Annotated in this window: 14 protein-coding genes; 5 read left to right on the top strand and 9 right to left on the bottom strand. The window is 60.6% G+C overall.

Translation table 11 applies throughout. From position 1 onward, the window contains the following. Positions 1–8: 8 nt before the first annotated feature. Positions 9–794 (bottom strand): substrate-binding domain-containing protein, encoded by a 786-nt coding sequence (locus IFT80_RS07170; protein WP_122479580.1) that lies wholly within the window; start codon positions 792–794, stop codon positions 9–11. Between the two features lie 312 nt (positions 795–1,106). Here IFT80_RS07170 and IFT80_RS07175 point away from each other — a divergent pair, with 312 nt between their 5' ends. Then, a complete protein-coding gene (locus tag IFT80_RS07175) occupies positions 1,107–1,754 on the top strand; it encodes a DJ-1/PfpI family protein (protein ID WP_192137063.1) in 648 nt (215 codons plus the stop codon). A 4-nt stretch (positions 1,755–1,758) separates the two neighbouring features. Here the strand turns inward: IFT80_RS07175 and alaC are convergent, their stop codons facing one another. The 7 genes from alaC to IFT80_RS07210 all read right to left on the bottom strand — a co-directional run bounded on the left by alaC (position 1,759) and on the right by IFT80_RS07210 (position 9,042). Beyond that, positions 1,759–2,958: an alanine transaminase gene (gene alaC, locus IFT80_RS07180; protein WP_122479582.1), complete on the bottom strand. Its 1,200-nt coding sequence runs from the start codon at positions 2,956–2,958 to the stop codon at positions 1,759–1,761. Positions 2,959–3,144: 186 nt separating this feature from the next. Beyond that, positions 3,145–4,032: a heme o synthase gene (cyoE, locus tag IFT80_RS07185; RefSeq protein ID WP_122479583.1), complete on the bottom strand. Its 888-nt coding sequence runs from the start codon at positions 4,030–4,032 to the stop codon at positions 3,145–3,147. Between the two features lie 11 nt (positions 4,033–4,043). Beyond that, a complete protein-coding gene (gene cyoD, locus IFT80_RS07190) occupies positions 4,044–4,376 on the bottom strand; it encodes a cytochrome o ubiquinol oxidase subunit IV (RefSeq protein ID WP_122479584.1) in 333 nt (110 codons plus the stop codon). Beyond that, the gene (locus tag IFT80_RS07195) at positions 4,377–5,006 is read right to left on the bottom strand and encodes a cytochrome o ubiquinol oxidase subunit III (RefSeq protein WP_122479585.1); all 630 of its coding nucleotides are present in this window, start codon (positions 5,004–5,006) and stop codon (positions 4,377–4,379) included. A 3-nt stretch (positions 5,007–5,009) separates the two neighbouring features. Beyond that, a complete protein-coding gene (cyoB, locus tag IFT80_RS07200; RefSeq protein ID WP_122479586.1) occupies positions 5,010–7,025 on the bottom strand; it encodes a cytochrome o ubiquinol oxidase subunit I in 2,016 nt (671 codons plus the stop codon). A 3-nt stretch (positions 7,026–7,028) separates the two neighbouring features. After that, positions 7,029–7,964 carry a ubiquinol oxidase subunit II gene (gene cyoA / locus IFT80_RS07205; RefSeq protein WP_122479587.1) on the bottom strand — a complete coding sequence of 312 codons (936 nt, stop codon included), beginning with the start codon at positions 7,962–7,964 and terminating at the stop codon, positions 7,029–7,031. A 571-nt stretch (positions 7,965–8,535) separates the two neighbouring features. Next, positions 8,536–9,042 carry a disulfide bond formation protein B gene (locus tag IFT80_RS07210; RefSeq protein ID WP_122479588.1) on the bottom strand — a complete coding sequence of 169 codons (507 nt, stop codon included), beginning with the start codon at positions 9,040–9,042 and terminating at the stop codon, positions 8,536–8,538. A gap of 286 nt (positions 9,043–9,328) precedes the next feature. Between IFT80_RS07210 and IFT80_RS07215 the strand changes: the two genes are divergently transcribed. Both IFT80_RS07215 and IFT80_RS07220 read left to right on the top strand, forming a co-directional pair. Further along, a complete protein-coding gene (locus IFT80_RS07215; RefSeq protein ID WP_122479589.1) occupies positions 9,329–10,228 on the top strand; it encodes a chemotaxis protein in 900 nt (299 codons plus the stop codon). Between the two features lie 93 nt (positions 10,229–10,321). Beyond that, positions 10,322–10,636, top strand: coding sequence for a hypothetical protein (locus IFT80_RS07220; RefSeq protein WP_122479590.1), 315 nt, complete (start codon positions 10,322–10,324; stop codon positions 10,634–10,636). A 2-nt stretch (positions 10,637–10,638) separates the two neighbouring features. On the opposite strand, the gene IFT80_RS07225 is transcribed toward IFT80_RS07220, so the two are convergent. Continuing rightward, positions 10,639–10,929, bottom strand: a complete 291-nt coding sequence (locus IFT80_RS07225; RefSeq protein ID WP_163007611.1) for a hypothetical protein — start codon at positions 10,927–10,929, stop codon at positions 10,639–10,641. A gap of 275 nt (positions 10,930–11,204) precedes the next feature. Here IFT80_RS07225 and IFT80_RS07230 point away from each other — a divergent pair, with 275 nt between their 5' ends. Both IFT80_RS07230 and IFT80_RS07235 read left to right on the top strand, forming a co-directional pair. Then, positions 11,205–12,356, top strand: a complete 1,152-nt coding sequence (locus tag IFT80_RS07230; protein ID WP_192137065.1) for an efflux RND transporter periplasmic adaptor subunit — start codon at positions 11,205–11,207, stop codon at positions 12,354–12,356. Further along, positions 12,353–15,448 (top strand): multidrug efflux RND transporter permease subunit, encoded by a 3,096-nt coding sequence (locus IFT80_RS07235; protein ID WP_192137067.1) that lies wholly within the window; start codon positions 12,353–12,355, stop codon positions 15,446–15,448. The genes IFT80_RS07230 and IFT80_RS07235 overlap by 4 nt, the downstream gene beginning before the upstream one ends. The last annotated feature ends 16 nt before the right edge of the window (positions 15,449–15,464 follow it).

Consider the following 15,464-nt stretch of genomic DNA (forward strand, 5'->3'; position numbering starts at 1 on the left):
CGGCGTGATCAATGCACCGGCGTAAGCCCGCTTTCCTGAATGGCGAGACGGGCTGCCGGTGTGCTCAGGTACTGCAGCAATGCGGCGGCCTCTTCAGGGTGGGCGCTGGTACGCGTGACACCGCCCGAATACAAAGTCATCTTCTGCACCGCATCGGGAATCAGGCCGACGATATCGATGCCCGGTACCGCCTTGAGCTCGCTCAATTGCTGGAAACCCAGCTGCACATCGCCCCGAGCAACCACGGCACCCACGGGCTCGCTGTCTACCAGGCTGCTTTTGTCGCGAAGCTGTTCGGCCAGTTTCATGCGCGGAAACAGCAGGTGCGACAGGTACAGGCCGCTGGTGCTGTTGGAGTAGGCCAGCGAGCGGGCGTCTATCAGCGTCTTGCGAAAAGCGTCGACACTGCCGATGTCTGGCTTGGCCTCACCTTGGCGTACGGCCATGGCAATGAAGGACTTGCCGACATCCACGCGAGGTTCGCGCTGCACTTCACCCAATTGAATGAGTTTGTTCAACGCGGCGTCTTCGGTGAGCACCAGGTCGGCACGCTCGCCGCGCTCCAGCCGACTGGAGATGGCCATGGGGTTGTCGCCGATGGCAGGTGAAGGCAGCACGGTGACCTTGATGCCGGTGGCTTTTTCGTATTCGACGACGATGGTCTGCATGGCACTGACCACGCCGCCGGACCCGAGCAGGGACAACTGCACCGGTGGTGGCGCCTTCTGCGCGTGGGCAGCGCTGGAGCCGAGCAATACACAAGCCAGCAGAGCGCTGGTGAGCCGTTTGGTCATGACGATATGATCCTGAAAGTGAAGATGAAGCCTGGCCGATGACTGGCCAGAGGCACAGCGGACGAGTGCGGTGATGGTCGACCGCCTCGCGAAGAAGGATAAGTTTACGCGCAATCGGCCAAAAGCCAGGATCAGGTTGCCATTTAAAAAGGTGATGTTCGGCAATTGCAACGTCGAGAAACAATTTCAGCCCTGGCCGCGCAAACGTGCGATGCAAGCAATCACGACACTTTGGCAGGATCTGTGGGGTAACTGTCATTTACCCTTTTACCGTTCAGCTCGATGATGCGTGCTCCAGACTGGAGTGACCGTATGTCCAAGGCCTTGCCCCCCGAATTGCAGATTTTCGACCGCCCCTTGCAGGTTGTCATCCTGCTCTACCCCGGTATCGAGATTCTCGACTTCGCCGGGCCGTACGAAGTGTTCAGCGTTGCCACCCGCGTTGCGCTGCGCGACGGCTTGAGCATTCACGCGCCATTCGTGGTCAGCACGGTTGCGGCCAGTCGCGACCTGCTTACCGCCCGCTACGAGCTGCGGGTGCAGCCCGACGGCCAGTTCGATGAAGAGGTGCACAGCGATGTGCTGATCGTGCCGGGGGGCGTGATCGATCAACCTGTAAATGACCCGAATACCCTCGCGTGGGTGCGGCGGATGGCGGCGACGACCGGGTTGCTCACTTCGGTATGCAGTGGCGCGTTGATCCTGGCCAAGGCTGGCCTGCTGGAGGGGCAGAGCGTCACCACCCATTGGGCCGACATCCAGGAGCTGCGCGACAGCTACCCGGACCTCGATGTGCGGGAGAATGTGCCCTATGTCGATGCTGGCAGCCTGGTCACCAGCGCCGGGATTTCAGCCGGCATCGACATGAGCCTGCATCTGGTGGCACGCCTGCTCGGTGCCGATGCGGCGCGCCTCACCGCTCGGCAGATGCAGTACGAGTGGCACGATATGCCAGGGTAGAGCGTCAGCTCTTGTCGTTGCGAAACATCTGGCGAATGCCACGCACGGCCTGCCGAATGCGATCCTGGTTTTCGATCAGCGCAAAACGTACGTGGTCGTCGCCATAGTCACCGAAGCCGATGCCGGGCGAGACGCAGACCTTGGCTTCGGCCAGCAGCTTCTTGGCAAACTCTAGCGAGCCCATGTGCGCGTAGGCCTCCGGGATCTTGGCCCAGACATACATCGACGCCTTGGGGTTCTCGACCATCCAGCCCAGTTCGTGCAAGCCTTTGACCAGCACGTTGCGGCGCTGGCGGTACTGCTCGGCGATGTCCTTCACACACTGTTGATCGCCTTCGAGCGCGGCGATGGCTGCGACCTGCAACGGCGTGAACGTGCCGTAATCGTGGTAGCTCTTGATGCGTGCCAACGCATTGACCAGCTCGGGATTGCCGACCATGAAGCCGATCCGCCAGCCAGCCATGTTGTAGCTCTTGGACAGGGTGAAGAATTCGACGGCGATGTCCTTGGCGCCCGGCACTTGCATGATCGACGGCGCTTTCCAGCCGTCGTAGACGATATCGGCATAGGCCAGGTCATGCACCACCAAGACGTCGTAGCGCTTGGCGAGGGCCACCACCCGCTCGAAGAAATCCAGTTCCACACACTGGGCGGTCGGGTTGGAGGGAAAGCCCAAAATCATCATCTTCGGCTTGGGAATGGATTCGCGGATCGCCCTCTCCAGCTCGTTGAAGAAGTCCACGCCCGGCACCAGCGGCACCGAGCGCACCTGGGCGCCGGCGATCACCGCACCGTAGATATGAATCGGGTAGCTGGGGTTGGGCACCAGCACGGTATCACCCTGGTCGAGCGTGGCCAGCATCAGGTGCGCCAGACCCTCTTTCGAGCCAATGGTGACGATGGCTTCGTCTTCAGGGTCGATATCGACCGCATAGCGGTCCTTGTACCAGCGCGAAATGGCCCGGCGCAGCCGCGGAATGCCGCGGGAAGTGGAGTAGCCGTGGGTATCTTCGCGCTGGGCAACGGTCACCAGCTTGTCGACGATATGGGGTGGCGTGGCGCCGTCGGGGTTGCCCATGCTCAGGTCGATGATGTCTTCGCCGCGCCGACGCGCAGCCATCTTCAACTCGGCGGTGATATTGAACACATAGGGGGGGAGACGATCGATGCGCGCAAAGCGGCGCGGGCGAACAGGTTCGGCCATGACTTCCTCGGATACGTAAGCGCCCGGAACCGTCCGAGCGACGTTGGCCACTGCGGTGGCCAGCCCGAAAGATAACGGGGCCGATGCGGGGATGTAAAGCGCAATATGCGGTGCGGAACCAACCTTTGCCCCAAAAAAAAGCCCCGGAACTGTTCGGTCCGGGGCTTTTTTATCGCTGCAGCAGGATCAATGCGCGTAGGTCAGCAACAGCTCGCCCGGCGCCTTGAAATCCAGGGACATCATTACGCTCAACGCGGTAATGGTGAAGATCGAGAACACGAACAGCTTGCGCGCCCAGACCTTGTCATCGACCGCCTTGTAACCTGTCCAGGCCATGTACAACCAGTACATGCCCATGGCTGCGGCAACTGCGAGGTAGCTCATGCCGGCATAGCCACCCAGGGTCAGCATCAGCGTCGCCAGGAGGAAAGCCAGGATGTAGATCAGGATATGCTTCTTCGCCACCACGATACCACGCTTGACCGGGAGCACCGGAATCGAAGCCGCCAGGTAATCGTTGAAGCGGAAGATTGCGATCGCATACGAATGGGGCATCTGCCACAGGCTGAACATCACCAGCAACGTCAACGCCGCCAAATCGAAGCTGTTGCTCACTGCCACGTAACCGATCACCGGAGGCATGGCGCCGGACAGGCTGCCGACCAGAGTGCCGTGCACCGACTTGCGCTTCAGATAAAGGCTGTAGAAGCCCACGTAGATGACGAAGCCGATCAAGCCGCACAGGGCCGCCAGCGGGTTGGCCAATGCGTACAGCATGACCATCCCGGCAACCCCCAGCAGCGTGGCGAAGATCAGTGCGACCTTCACCGAAATCTGCCCCTGAACCAACGCGCGATTCTTGGTGCGCTCCATCTTCACGTCGATGTCACGGTCGATGCAGTTGTTGAATGCACAGCCCGACGCCACTACCAGCGATGTACCGATCACCGTGGCCAGAAACAGCCCGATGTCGACATGCCCTTGAGAGGCCAGGAAGAACCCACCTGCCACGGAAAGCACGTTACCGAAAATGATCCCCGGTTTGGTGATTTGGATAAAGTGCTTTACGGACATGTCCGGGTTCCTTACTTCGCCATCATGAAGTGATGGATGCTGAACATGATCCACAGCGAAAGGCCTACCAGGAACGCGATGATCAACGCAGAGAACACGAAGGCAATCACGTTCCAGCGCTGTTCGGACGTGCGGTCCAGGTGCAGGAAGTAGACCAGGTGAACCAGCACCTGAATCACCGCGAAGATCATCACGATCCACAGGGTGGCTTCCTTGGACATGCTCGGAAACATCACCAGGCCGAACGGAATCGCGGTCAGGATGACCGACAGCACGAAACCGATCATGTACGACTTGTAGCTACCGTGGCTGCTACCGGCCGAAGTGGTATGAGGGTTTGCCATTTACAGAGCTCCCATCAGATAGACGACGGTGAACACGCAGATCCAGACCACGTCCAGGAAGTGCCAGAACAGGCTGAGGCAGCTCATGCGCGTGTTGTTGGTTGCGGTCAGGCCTTTGGATTTGACCTGGGCGATCAGCACCGCCATCCAGATCAAACCGCTGGTCACGTGCAGGCCGTGGGTACCGACCAGGGTGAAGAACCCGGTCAGGAAGCCGCTGCGCTGCGGGCCGAAGCCCTCTTCGATCAACTTGTGGAACTCGTAGATTTCCATCGCGATGAAGCCTGCGCCCAGCAGGAAAGTGACGAACAGCCACTTCATCACACCGCTTTTGTCGTTGCTGTGCAGCGCCAGCATGGCGAAGCCATAGGTAATGGAGCTGAACAGCAGCAGTGCGGTTTCGGCTGCCACGAACGGCAGCTCGAAGATGTCGTGGCCCGAGGGGCCACCGGCAACGTTGTTAACCAGTACTGCGTAGGCGGCGAAGATCGACGCGAACAGGATGCAGTCGGTCATCAGGTAGATCCAGAAACCGAAGACAGTCATGCCCCCGGAATCGTGATGATCGTGATCGTCATGACCGTGCTCGTGCTCGTGAGCCACTTCCGCGTTTAGGGTTGCGTTAGACATTGTTTAAGCCTTCTCCACCGTGGAGTTCAGACGAGAATCAACTCGTGCGGCGTTTGCCAGGCGAGCCATGCGTTCACCTTCGATACGAGCGACTTCTTCAGCCGGTACGTAGTAGTCGATGTCATCGTCATAGCTGCGCACGATCAAAGTGATGACCATGCCGGCCAGACCGATCGCAGCTGCCCACCAGATGTGCCAGATGGCAGCGAAACCCAGGATCAGACCGAAGAACGACATCAGCACGCCCATACCGGTGTTGCGCGGCATGTGAATCTGCTTGTAGTCCGCAGCGTTGGCAGTGGCTTCACCACGTTCCTTCATGCCCCAGTAAGCGTCCAGGTCGGAAACCACTGGTTGCTCGGCGAAGTTGTAGAACGGTGGTGGCGACGAAGTCGACCACTCCAGGGTACGGCCATCCCATGGGTCGCCCGAGACGTCCTGGTTCAGATGACGGTCGCGGATCGAGACATAGAGTTGCAGCAGCATGAAGCCGATACCTGCGGCCACGAACAGCGCGCCGACGAAAGCCACGTACAGCCACGGCGTCCAGTCTGGGTTGTCGGTGTGGTTCAGGCGACGGGTCATGCCCATGAAGCCCAGCACGTACAGCGGCATGAACGCCAGGTAGAAACCTACCAGCCAGCACCAGAAGGAGTACTTGCCCAGGCGCTCGTTGAGCTTGAAGCCGAAGGCTTTCGGGAACCAGAAAGTGAAGCCGGCCAGGTAACCGAATACCGCACCGCCGATGATCACGTTGTGGAAGTGAGCGATCAGGAACAGGCTGTTGTGCAACACGAAGTCAGCACCGGGCACTGCCAGCAGAACGCCGGTCATGCCGCCGATGCTGAAGGTCACGATGAAACCGATGGTCCACAGCATCGGAGTGGTGAACTCGATGCGGCCGCGGTACATGGTGAACAGCCAGGTGAAGATCTTCACACCCGTCGGGATCGCGATCACCATCGTCATGATGCCGAAGAAGGCGTTGACGTTGGCACCCGAACCCATGGTGAAGAAGTGGTGCAGCCAGACGATGAACGACAGCACGGTGATGGCGATGGTTGCCCATACCAGCGACACGTAACCGAACAGGCGCTTGCGACAGAACGTCGAAGTGACTTCCGAGAACACACCGAATGCCGGCAGGATAAGGATGTACACCTCGGGGTGACCCCAGGCCCAGAACAGGTTGACGTACATCATCGGGTTCCCACCAAGCTCGTTGGTGAAGAAGTGGAAGCCCAGATAACGGTCAAGCGTCAGCATGAACAGTACAGCGGTCAGGATCGGGAACGATGCAGCGATCAGTACAGCCGTGCACAGGCAGTTCCAGGTGAACACCGGCATTTTCATCAAGGTCATGCCGGGCGCACGCATCTTCAGGATGGTGACGATGAAGTTGACGCCCGTCAGCAATGTACCCAGACCGGATATCTGCAATGCCCAGATGTAGTAGTCGACACCGACTCCGGGACTGTATTGGATGCCCGCCAGCGGTGGATACGCCACCCAGCCCGTCTTGCCGAACTCGCCGACCCCCAGGGAGATGTTGACCAGCAGCGCGCCGACCACGAACAGCCAGAAGCTGACCGAGTTCAGGAACGGAAAGGCTACGTCGCGTGCGCCGATCTGCAGCGGCACGACGATGTTCATCAGACCGATCATGAATGGCATGGCCATGAAGATGATCATGATCACACCGTGAGCGGTGAAGATCTGGTCATAGTGCTCGGGCGGCAGGAAGCCGGTCGAGCCAGCAGTGGCCACTGCCTGTTGCGAGCGCATCATGATGGCGTCGGCAAAGCCCCGCAACAGCATGACCAGGGCAACGGCGATGTACATGACGCCGATTTTCTTGTGGTCGACCGACGTGAACCACTCGGTCCACAGGTACGTCCACTTCTTGTGATAGGTGATCAGACCGAACACCACCGCCCCGAGCAGCGCAACGACGGCAAGTGTCACCATCACTATCGGCTCGTGGAAGGGCACCGCTTCCAGACTAAGTTTACCGAACATCTTTTACTCCTCTGCCCCAGCAGCTGAATTCTTGCCCATGTCCATCCCTTCGTTCGAGGCCTGTTTCCCCTCGTGGCTGACGCCTTTGCCTGGGTTCATCCCTTCATACTTGTCGATGATGGTCTGGAACAGGTTCGGAACGTACGAGGAATACAGCTCGACCGGGTTTTTCTCGCTAGGTTTGGCCAGCGCTTCGTAGGTAGCTGCATCGAGCTGCTTAGGCGCGCTCTTCACTTCACTGACCCATGCATCGAAATCGGCCTGGGTCGTAGCGACTGCTTTGAACTTCATGCCGGTGAAGCCTGCACCACTGTAGTTCGCGGAAATGCCGTCGAACTCGCCATTTTCATTGGCGATCAGGTGCAGCTGCGTCTGCATGCCGGCCATCGCGTAGATCTGGCCGCCAAGCTGCGGAATGAAGAACGAGTTCATGACCGAGTCGGAAGTGATGCGGAAGTTGACCGGTACATTCGCCGGGAAGACGATCTTGTTGACCGTGGCGATGCCTTGTTCCGGATAGATGAACAGCCACTTCCAGTCCAGCGCCACGACCTGGATGGTCACCGGCTTGTGCTCGGATTCCAGCGGACGGTAGGGGTCCAGGTGATGAGTCGACACATAGGTCACGTAACCCAGCGCGATGATGATCAGCAGCGGGATGCCCCATACCACCAGTTCGATCTTGGTGGAGTGCGCCCATTCAGGCGTGTAGGTCGCTTCCTTGTTCGAGGCACGGTACTTCCAGGCGAACGCGAGCGCCATGACGATGACCGGGATCACCACCAGCAACATCAGCCCGGTGGCGATGTAGATCAGGTTGCGTTCGTCGATGCCCACCTGCCCTTTCGAGTCGATCAGGGTCCACTTGCACCCGCCGAGAAAAAGCATGCCTAAAAAGGGCAGTATGCCAAACAGTCTGGGGTAACGCTTTTTACTCATCTCACGACCTCTAGAGCAGCTTGCTTCAATGCAATTGTGTTTTGGTAGCCAACACTTCGACCTGCCAAGCGCCAGCATTTATATCGGGATTGAATACGGACATGCCAGGCTCGCAGTTGCTGCGGGATGACAAGACCGGTCTGGAGCGGTGCAGCTGTCATGACGTGCGCAGCCGAAGGGCTGCATACTCCTTCCCTTGAGTGCACGGACCACGCAAGGGTTCAGCCAGGCAGCGCCAAAGGTACGAAAAGTGCCTGTCATTGGTGCATGCGACCACCTGACCTGCCCTTTTTGAGGCACTGACCCACTGAAATTTCCGCGATTGTAGTGAGCCTATTACCCATTGACTACGACTAATCCGGCAACAGGTATTTCCAAATTATGCAACAATCCGACGCACTTTCAAAGCCTTGCGACACGATGTCGCACCCCGGCCAACCCTTGCAAAGGCCCGTAATTACGAGGCTTTTGCAAACTCAAGGGCGACACGTTGCCACATTCGCGCCTTTACCCCATCAACGGGGAATCGGATTCCGGCACGAATAATGACCGGGCGTGCGTGCTGGAATACTCAGCGGCGAGTGCGATTGCGATAGATGCCCAGTGGTACAAGAATAGCCGTCATCACGAAAGCTACCAGCGCCCATTGCGCCAGCGACAGGCCCAGCACCGGTGGATAGGGCGTGGAGCAGAACCCCTGCACCTGGAACACGCTGGGCATCAGATTGGCCAGGGGCAGACCGTCGACGATGGGTTGCAACGTGTCGAGGCCGCAGCTGACCGCTGGATTGGCCAGCACCCACGCATGGCGCCCGGCGGCTGCGATACCACCCAGCGCACTGAGCACCACCAGCCCTTCGCACAAAGTCACGCCGGTACGGCCGCGCATGGCCGCGCCGATGAACGCGAACAGGGCAATGAACAACAGGGCGTAGCGTTGCAGGATGCACAGCGGGCATGGCGCCTCGCCCAGCACGATCTGCATGTACAGCGCGCCGCCGATCAGGGCCAGGCAGATCACTCCCAGCAGCACCAGGAAACGGCGTTCGCGGTTCAGGCGCAAGTTGACTTCGTTCATTGCAGCTTTCCCTTCACAGGCCAAAACGGGCGGGTTTTCGATGGGCGCCAGTCTACACGCTGACTCGCGCGGACGACTGTAGGAAAAATCCGGAAATACGATGTAACCGGAGATTTCCGCCAACCTCGCTACAGTTATGCCTTGTCGATTAAACCGGCGTTAAGACCCTGCTCGCAGCCTGTCGACGATCGCGTTAAAGCCTGCGCACGCCGAGTCGATACATAGGCAACGCACTCGATGGGTCTACTGTTCACGGCCCTGCATCGGTTTCATCAAGAAGGTTCACATGGCATCCCAGAACGCCCGCGCAGATTCCCTTTCGCTGTTGCTGTTCACCTTGCGCAGCGGCAAGTTGATGGCCATCAACCTGCTCAAGGTCAGCGAGATCATCCCCTGCCCTGCCCTGACCCGGCTTCCCGAAGCGCACCCGCACGTCAAGGGCGTGGCAACCCTGCGTGGCCAGGCGCTGTCCGTCATCGACCTGAGCCGAGCGATCGGTGAACAGCCATTGCTCGACCCTTCCGGCGGTTGCCTGATCGTCACCGACGTCAGCCGCTCCAAGCAGGGCCTGCACGTACAGGCTGTCAGCCGCATCGTCCATTGCCTGAGCACCGATATTCGTCCGCCGCCCTACGGCTCGGGTACCAAGTCGTTCATCACCGGCGTTACCCAGGTGGACGGTGCCTTGGTGCAGGTGCTGGATATCGAGAAAGTCATCCACGGTATCGCCCCGGCGCGACTGCAGGGCGACCCTCAACGCTTGAGCGATGCCGACGCGCGCTGCCTTGCCAACGCCAGGATCCTGGTCGTGGACGACAGCCATGTGGCGCTGCAGCAGTCGCTCATCACCCTGCGCACACTGGGCATCGAATGCCGCACGGCGCGCAGCGCCCGCGAGGCGATCGATTGCCTGCTGGAGCTGCAGGGTACCGATGCGCAGATCAATGTGTTGGTGTCGGATATCGAGATGTCGGAAATGGACGGCTATGCGCTGACCCGCACGCTGCGCGATACACCGGACTTCAAGGACCTCTACGTCCTGCTGCACACCTCGCTGGACAGCACAATGAACAGCGAGAAGGCGCGCCTGGCCGGTGCCAACGCGGTGTTGACCAAGTTTTCCTCTCCGGAACTCACCGGCTGCCTGATCACCGCGGCGCGCTTCGTCACGGAGCAGGCACGCTGAAACAGCCGGGGCCTGGCGCAGGCGTCCAGGTACGCAGATGAACATCAGTTGGGCATAATGGCTGCCTGTTCACAAGGCGCAGGAACCACGACCATGAAAACCTACCTGACCCTGTTGCTCGCACTCGGCGGCTTCACCACCCACGCGATGGCATCGACCGACCAGGCGTGGGCGGAACACGACAAGCGCGTCGCCAGCACCTGCCTGAAAGCCACCACGCTGAAACAGGCCCGAGTGGCCAGCGCTCCCGCCGAGTTCGAAGACCGCGTGGGCTATACCGCAGTGCTCATTCAAGGCCGCTACCCGCAGGCGCACATGAAGAACCAGCCTGGCGCAGAACTCTGCCTGTACCAAAAACAGAGCCGCAAGGCGTTCGTGACCCCGTGGGATTCGGTACAGGGCAAGTAGCGTCACAGCAAAATGAATGCGTAGAGAATACTGATGAACGGCACGTTGCCAGCTTTCTCGTCGAGGGCCTCCAGGGCCGCGAACTTGAGCATGAACGAGGCGACCACCAGCACCCTTACCCACGGCACGCGGGTCGACAGCAACACCAGCATGCCCAGGGCGAGGGCCAGTTGAAATGCACAGCATTTGATCGCCGCCGGCAGCGTGCTGACGTACAGCAACGCCAGCATCACGGGAATCAGACTCGCCAGCAGCAATCCTTTGCCATACTTCACACAGTCCATAACGATCACTGGCCTTCCTTCATTTATCGACTTGTTGTAAGGAAGAAAGTCTCTGGTGATCAACTGGGCGGCGCTATAGGTCTATTCAGCGCAACTCGTAGGAAAAACCCGATAGATACTGTTGGTGTATTTCCAGCGAAGCCGAACGATTTTTTCCCTTCCGAATCAGGAGCGCGCGGCAGGCGTGGCCTGCGCACGACCAATCACGCCGGGGCTTGGGCTTGGCAAGGCGACGCGACTAAGGTCAAACTGCCAGCTCTTCCCCCTGCCGGTGTCCGATACGCATGCGCATAGCCATCCGACCGCTGTTACTGGCAGGCTTGCTGCTTGTCGTCGTGTCAGGCGCGGCCTGGCTGCTGCTCGATCGCACTGCAGCGAATAAGCCAGTGCCGGCAATGCCCATCCCGGTGCGTGTAGTCACCGTGGTGCAGGCCGATGTGCCGCGTTATCTCACCGGTATCGGCTCGGTGCTTTCGCTGCACAGCGTGACCGTGCGCGCGCAGGTCGATGGGGTTCTGGCGCAGGTCGCCGTGAAGGAAGGCCAATGGGTGAACAAGGGTGATGCGCTGGCCAGCATCGACGATCGTGCCATTCGCGCCAGCCTTGCTCAGGCGCGGGCGCAAGCCAGCCAGAGCCAGGCGCAGTTGCAGGTGGCAGGGGTCAATCTGCGCCGCTACAAGGACCTGAGTCGCGACAATGGTATTTCGCGCCAGTTGCTCGACGAACAACAGGCCCTGTTCGACCAGCTCACCGCGACCTTGCAAGGCAATCAGGCCGCCATCGCTGCCGCTCAGGTGCAGCTGTCCTACACCCAGATTCACTCTCCGGTAACCGGTCGGGTCGGTATCCGCCGTGTGGATCCGGGCAACTTCCTGCGTGTCAGCGATGCCGAAGGCTTGTTCACAGTGACCCAGATCGACCCCATCGCAGTGGAATTCTCGCTCCCCCAGCAGGAGCTGGCGACGTTGCAGTCCTTGCTCGACCGGCCGCAGCCGGCAGTGGTGCGCGCCTACCTCGATGGCGATACCGAAACGGGCAAGCTGGTGGGTGAGGGTCACCTGACGCTGCTCGACAATCAGATTGCCGCAAGCACCGGAACCATCCGCGCCAAGGCCGAGTTTCACAACGGCCGACACACCTTGTGGCCAGGCCAACTGGTCAGTGTCGGCTTGCAGGTCGGCGTCGAACGCAACGCTCTGGTGGTGCCGTTGCCCGTAGTGCAGCGCGGTATCGAAGGCCATTATGTGTACCGCGTGACAGACGCCAAAGTCGAGCAGGTGCCGGTGCAGGTGCGCTACCAGACGTCGACCCAAAGCTTGATAGACGGCGTTGCTGCGGGCGATGTGCTGGTCAGTGACGGGCAATCGCGGTTGAGGCCGGGAGCCCGCGTACAGGTGCTCGAGCCAACGGTGGACAACGCAGCGACCTTGCGATGAGCACCGGGCGCTCGATCAGCGCCTGGTGCATCGACCATCCGGTGGCCACCGTGCTGTTGACCGTGGCGCTGGTGTTGCTCGGAGGCCTGGCTTTCACCCGGCTGGCGATCGCGCCACTGCCCGAAGCGGACTTCCCGACCATCCAGGTCAACGCGCAACTGCCCGGCGCCAGTCCACAGACCATGGCGTCTTCGGTGGCCACGCCGCTGGAGGTGCAGTTCAGCGCCATTCCCGGCATGACCCAGATGACCTCCAGCAGCGCCCTGGGCTCGACCAACCTGATCCTGCAGTTCAGCCTGAGCAAAAGCATCGACACCGCCGCCCAGGAGGTCCAGGCGGCGATCAACACGGCAGCCGGACGCTTGCCGCAGGACATGCCCAACCTGCCGACCTGGCGCAAGGTCAATCCAGGAGACAGCCCGGTGCTGATCCTCAGCGTGAGTTCGGCGCAGATGCCCACCCACGTGTTGAGCGACTACACCGAAACCCTGCTGGCCAGGCAACTGAGCCAGATCGAGGGCGTTGGCCAGGTCTACATCACCGGCCAGCAACGCCCGGCGATCCGTGTGCAGGCAGCCCCAGAGCGCCTCGCAGCGCTGGAGCTGACGCTTGCCGACCTGCGCGGTGCCATCCAGCAGACCAGCCTGAACCTGGCCAAGGGTGCTCTGTACGGTGACACCAGCGTGTCCACACTGGCCACCAACGACCAGCTCTTCGAGGCTCATGAGTACGCGCAGCTGGTGGTGGCCTACCGTAATGGCGCACCGGTACAACTCAAGGACGTCGCGACCGTGATCAAGGGTGCGGAGAACGCCTATGTGCAATCCTGGTCGGGTGATCAGCCAGGATTGAACCTGACGATCTTCCGCCAGCCCGGTGCGAACATCGTCGACACGGTCGACCGAATACTGGCCGCCATGCCACGCCTGCAGGAGATGCTGCCGGCAAGCGTGGATGTCACCGTACTCAACGACCGCACCCAGACCATCCGTGCATCCCTGCACGAAGTGGAGCTGACGCTGCTGATCGCCGTGCTGCTGGTGGTGGCCGTCATGGCCCTGTTCCTGCGCCAGTTGTCGGCCACGCTGATCGTGTCCAGCGTGCTGGGCGTTTCGCTGATCGCAACGTTCGCCGCCATGTACCTGATGGGTTTCAGCCTGAACAACCTGACCTTGGTGGCCATCGTCATCAGTGTCGGTTTCGTGGTCGACGATGCGATCGTGGTGGTGGAGAACATCCATCGCCATCTGGAGGCTGGCGATGGCATGCGTGAAGCGGCGATCAAGGGCGCCAGCGAGATCAGCTTCACGGTAGTGTCGATCAGCTTTTCGCTGATTGCTGCATTCATTCCACTGCTGTTCATGGGCGGCGTGGTCGGGCGCCTGTTCAAGGAATTCGCGCTGACGGCAACCTCTACCATCCTCATTTCGGTGGTGGTTTCCCTGACCCTGGCACCGACGCTATGCGCGCTGTTCATGCGCCGCCCCGCACACGCCGCACGCGCGGGCTTCAGTGAGCGCCTGCTGGCCTGGTACGACAAAGGTCTGATCCGCGCACTGGCTCACCAGGGCATCACCCTGGCCGTGTTCGGCTTGACCGTTGCCTTGTCGGTGGCGGGCTACGTGCTCATCCCGAAGGGGTTTTTCCCGGTGCAGGACACCGGCTTCGTTCTCGGCACGACCGAAGCGGCCGCCGACATTTCCTACAAAGACATGCAGGAAAAACACCTTGCCCTGGCCCGTATCATCGGTGCAGATCCGGCGGTCAGGGCCTATTCCCACGCCGTGGGCGTAACCGGCAGCAACCAGACCATCGCCACCGGGCGATTCTGGATCGGCCTCAAGGAACAGAGCGAACGCGACGTGTCGGCCAGCGCATTCATCGACCGCTTGCGGCCCCAGCTCGCCCAGGTGCCTGGCGTGGTGCTTTACCTGCGCGCCGGACAGGACATCAACCTGAGCGCCGGGCCAAGCCGCAGCCAGTACCAGTACGTGCTCAAGAGCAACGACGGGCCGAGCCTGAACCTGTGGACCGAACGCCTGACCGAACGACTGCGTGCCAACCCGGCCTTTCGCGACCTGTCCAACGACCTGCAGCTGGGTGGCAGCGTGACCCACATCAGCATCGATCGGGTGGCAGCTTCGCGTTTCGGCCTGACCACCAGCGACATCGACCAGGCGCTGTACGATGCATTCGGTCAGCGCCAGATCAACGAATTCCAGACCGAAACCAACCAGTACAAGGTCATTCTGGAACTCAAGGCCGATCAGCGCGGCAAGGCGCAGAGTCTGCAGTACTTCTACCTGCGCTCGCCCCTGACCAACGAAATGGTGCCGCTGTCGGCCGTGGCCAAGGTTGAGGCACCCACTCAGGGCCCGCTGTCGATCAGCCACGATGGCCTGTTTCCGGCGGCCAACCTGTCGTTCAATCTGGCGCCCGGCGTGGCCTTGGGCGAGGCCGTCGGTTTGCTCGAACGCACGCAAGCCGAATTGGCCATGCCCGCTTCTATCTCCGGCAGCTTCCAGGGCGCTGCCCAGGCTTTCCAGAGTTCGCTGGCCAGCCAGCCCTGGCTGATTCTGGCCGCACTGGTGGCGGTCTACATCATTCTCGGCGTGCTGTACGAAAGCTTCGTTCACCCGCTGACCATCATCTCGACCCTGCCATCGGCTGGGCTGGGTGCCTTGTTGCTGCTATGGCTATGGGGACAGGATTTTTCCATCATGGGCTTGATCGGCCTGGTCTTGCTGATCGGGATCGTCAAGAAGAACGGCATTCTGATGATCGACTTCGCCCTGCATGCGCAGCGCAGCGAAGGGCTGGACGCCCGTGAAGCGATTCACAAAGCCTGCCTGACGCGCTTCCGCCCGATCATCATGACCACACTGGCCGCACTGCTGGGCGCACTACCCCTGATGTTCGGCTATGGCGCCGGTGCCGAACTGCGCCAGCCACTGGGCATCGCCGTGGTGGGGGGACTGCTGATCAGCCAAATGCTGACGCTGTTCACCACCCCTGTGATCTATCTGCAACTGGAGCGGCTGTTCCATCGCACCGACGGTTCCAGAACGCCGGCATTGCCGGCCAGCCACTGAACATCGACCAACAAAA

Source organism: Pseudomonas sp. CFBP 8771, from assembly GCF_014841695.1.
In the GTDB taxonomy this organism is placed as follows: Bacteria; Pseudomonadota; Gammaproteobacteria; order Pseudomonadales; family Pseudomonadaceae; genus Aquipseudomonas; species Aquipseudomonas baltica.

What these genes read in the sequence shown, in the direction of transcription:
- IFT80_RS07170 (WP_122479580.1), bottom strand. Translation starts at nt 794, where the DNA reads ATGACCAAACGGCTCACCAGCGCTCTGCTGGCTTGTGTATTGCTCGGC.
- IFT80_RS07175 (WP_192137063.1), top strand. Translation starts at nt 1,107, where the DNA reads ATGTCCAAGGCCTTGCCCCCCGAATTGCAGATTTTCGACCGCCCCTTG.
- alaC (WP_122479582.1), bottom strand. Translation starts at nt 2,958, where the DNA reads ATGGCCGAACCTGTTCGCCCGCGCCGCTTTGCGCGCATCGATCGTCTC.
- cyoE (WP_122479583.1), bottom strand. Translation starts at nt 4,032, where the DNA reads ATGTCCGTAAAGCACTTTATCCAAATCACCAAACCGGGGATCATTTTC.
- cyoD (WP_122479584.1), bottom strand. Translation starts at nt 4,376, where the DNA reads ATGGCAAACCCTCATACCACTTCGGCCGGTAGCAGCCACGGTAGCTAC.
- IFT80_RS07195 (WP_122479585.1), bottom strand. Translation starts at nt 5,006, where the DNA reads ATGTCTAACGCAACCCTAAACGCGGAAGTGGCTCACGAGCACGAGCAC.
- cyoB (WP_122479586.1), bottom strand. Translation starts at nt 7,025, where the DNA reads ATGTTCGGTAAACTTAGTCTGGAAGCGGTGCCCTTCCACGAGCCGATA.
- cyoA (WP_122479587.1), bottom strand. Translation starts at nt 7,964, where the DNA reads ATGAGTAAAAAGCGTTACCCCAGACTGTTTGGCATACTGCCCTTTTTA.
- IFT80_RS07210 (WP_122479588.1), bottom strand. Translation starts at nt 9,042, where the DNA reads ATGAACGAAGTCAACTTGCGCCTGAACCGCGAACGCCGTTTCCTGGTG.
- IFT80_RS07215 (WP_122479589.1), top strand. Translation starts at nt 9,329, where the DNA reads ATGGCATCCCAGAACGCCCGCGCAGATTCCCTTTCGCTGTTGCTGTTC.
- IFT80_RS07220 (WP_122479590.1), top strand. Translation starts at nt 10,322, where the DNA reads ATGAAAACCTACCTGACCCTGTTGCTCGCACTCGGCGGCTTCACCACC.
- IFT80_RS07230 (WP_192137065.1), top strand. Translation starts at nt 11,205, where the DNA reads ATGCGCATAGCCATCCGACCGCTGTTACTGGCAGGCTTGCTGCTTGTC.
- IFT80_RS07235 (WP_192137067.1), top strand. Translation starts at nt 12,353, where the DNA reads ATGAGCACCGGGCGCTCGATCAGCGCCTGGTGCATCGACCATCCGGTG.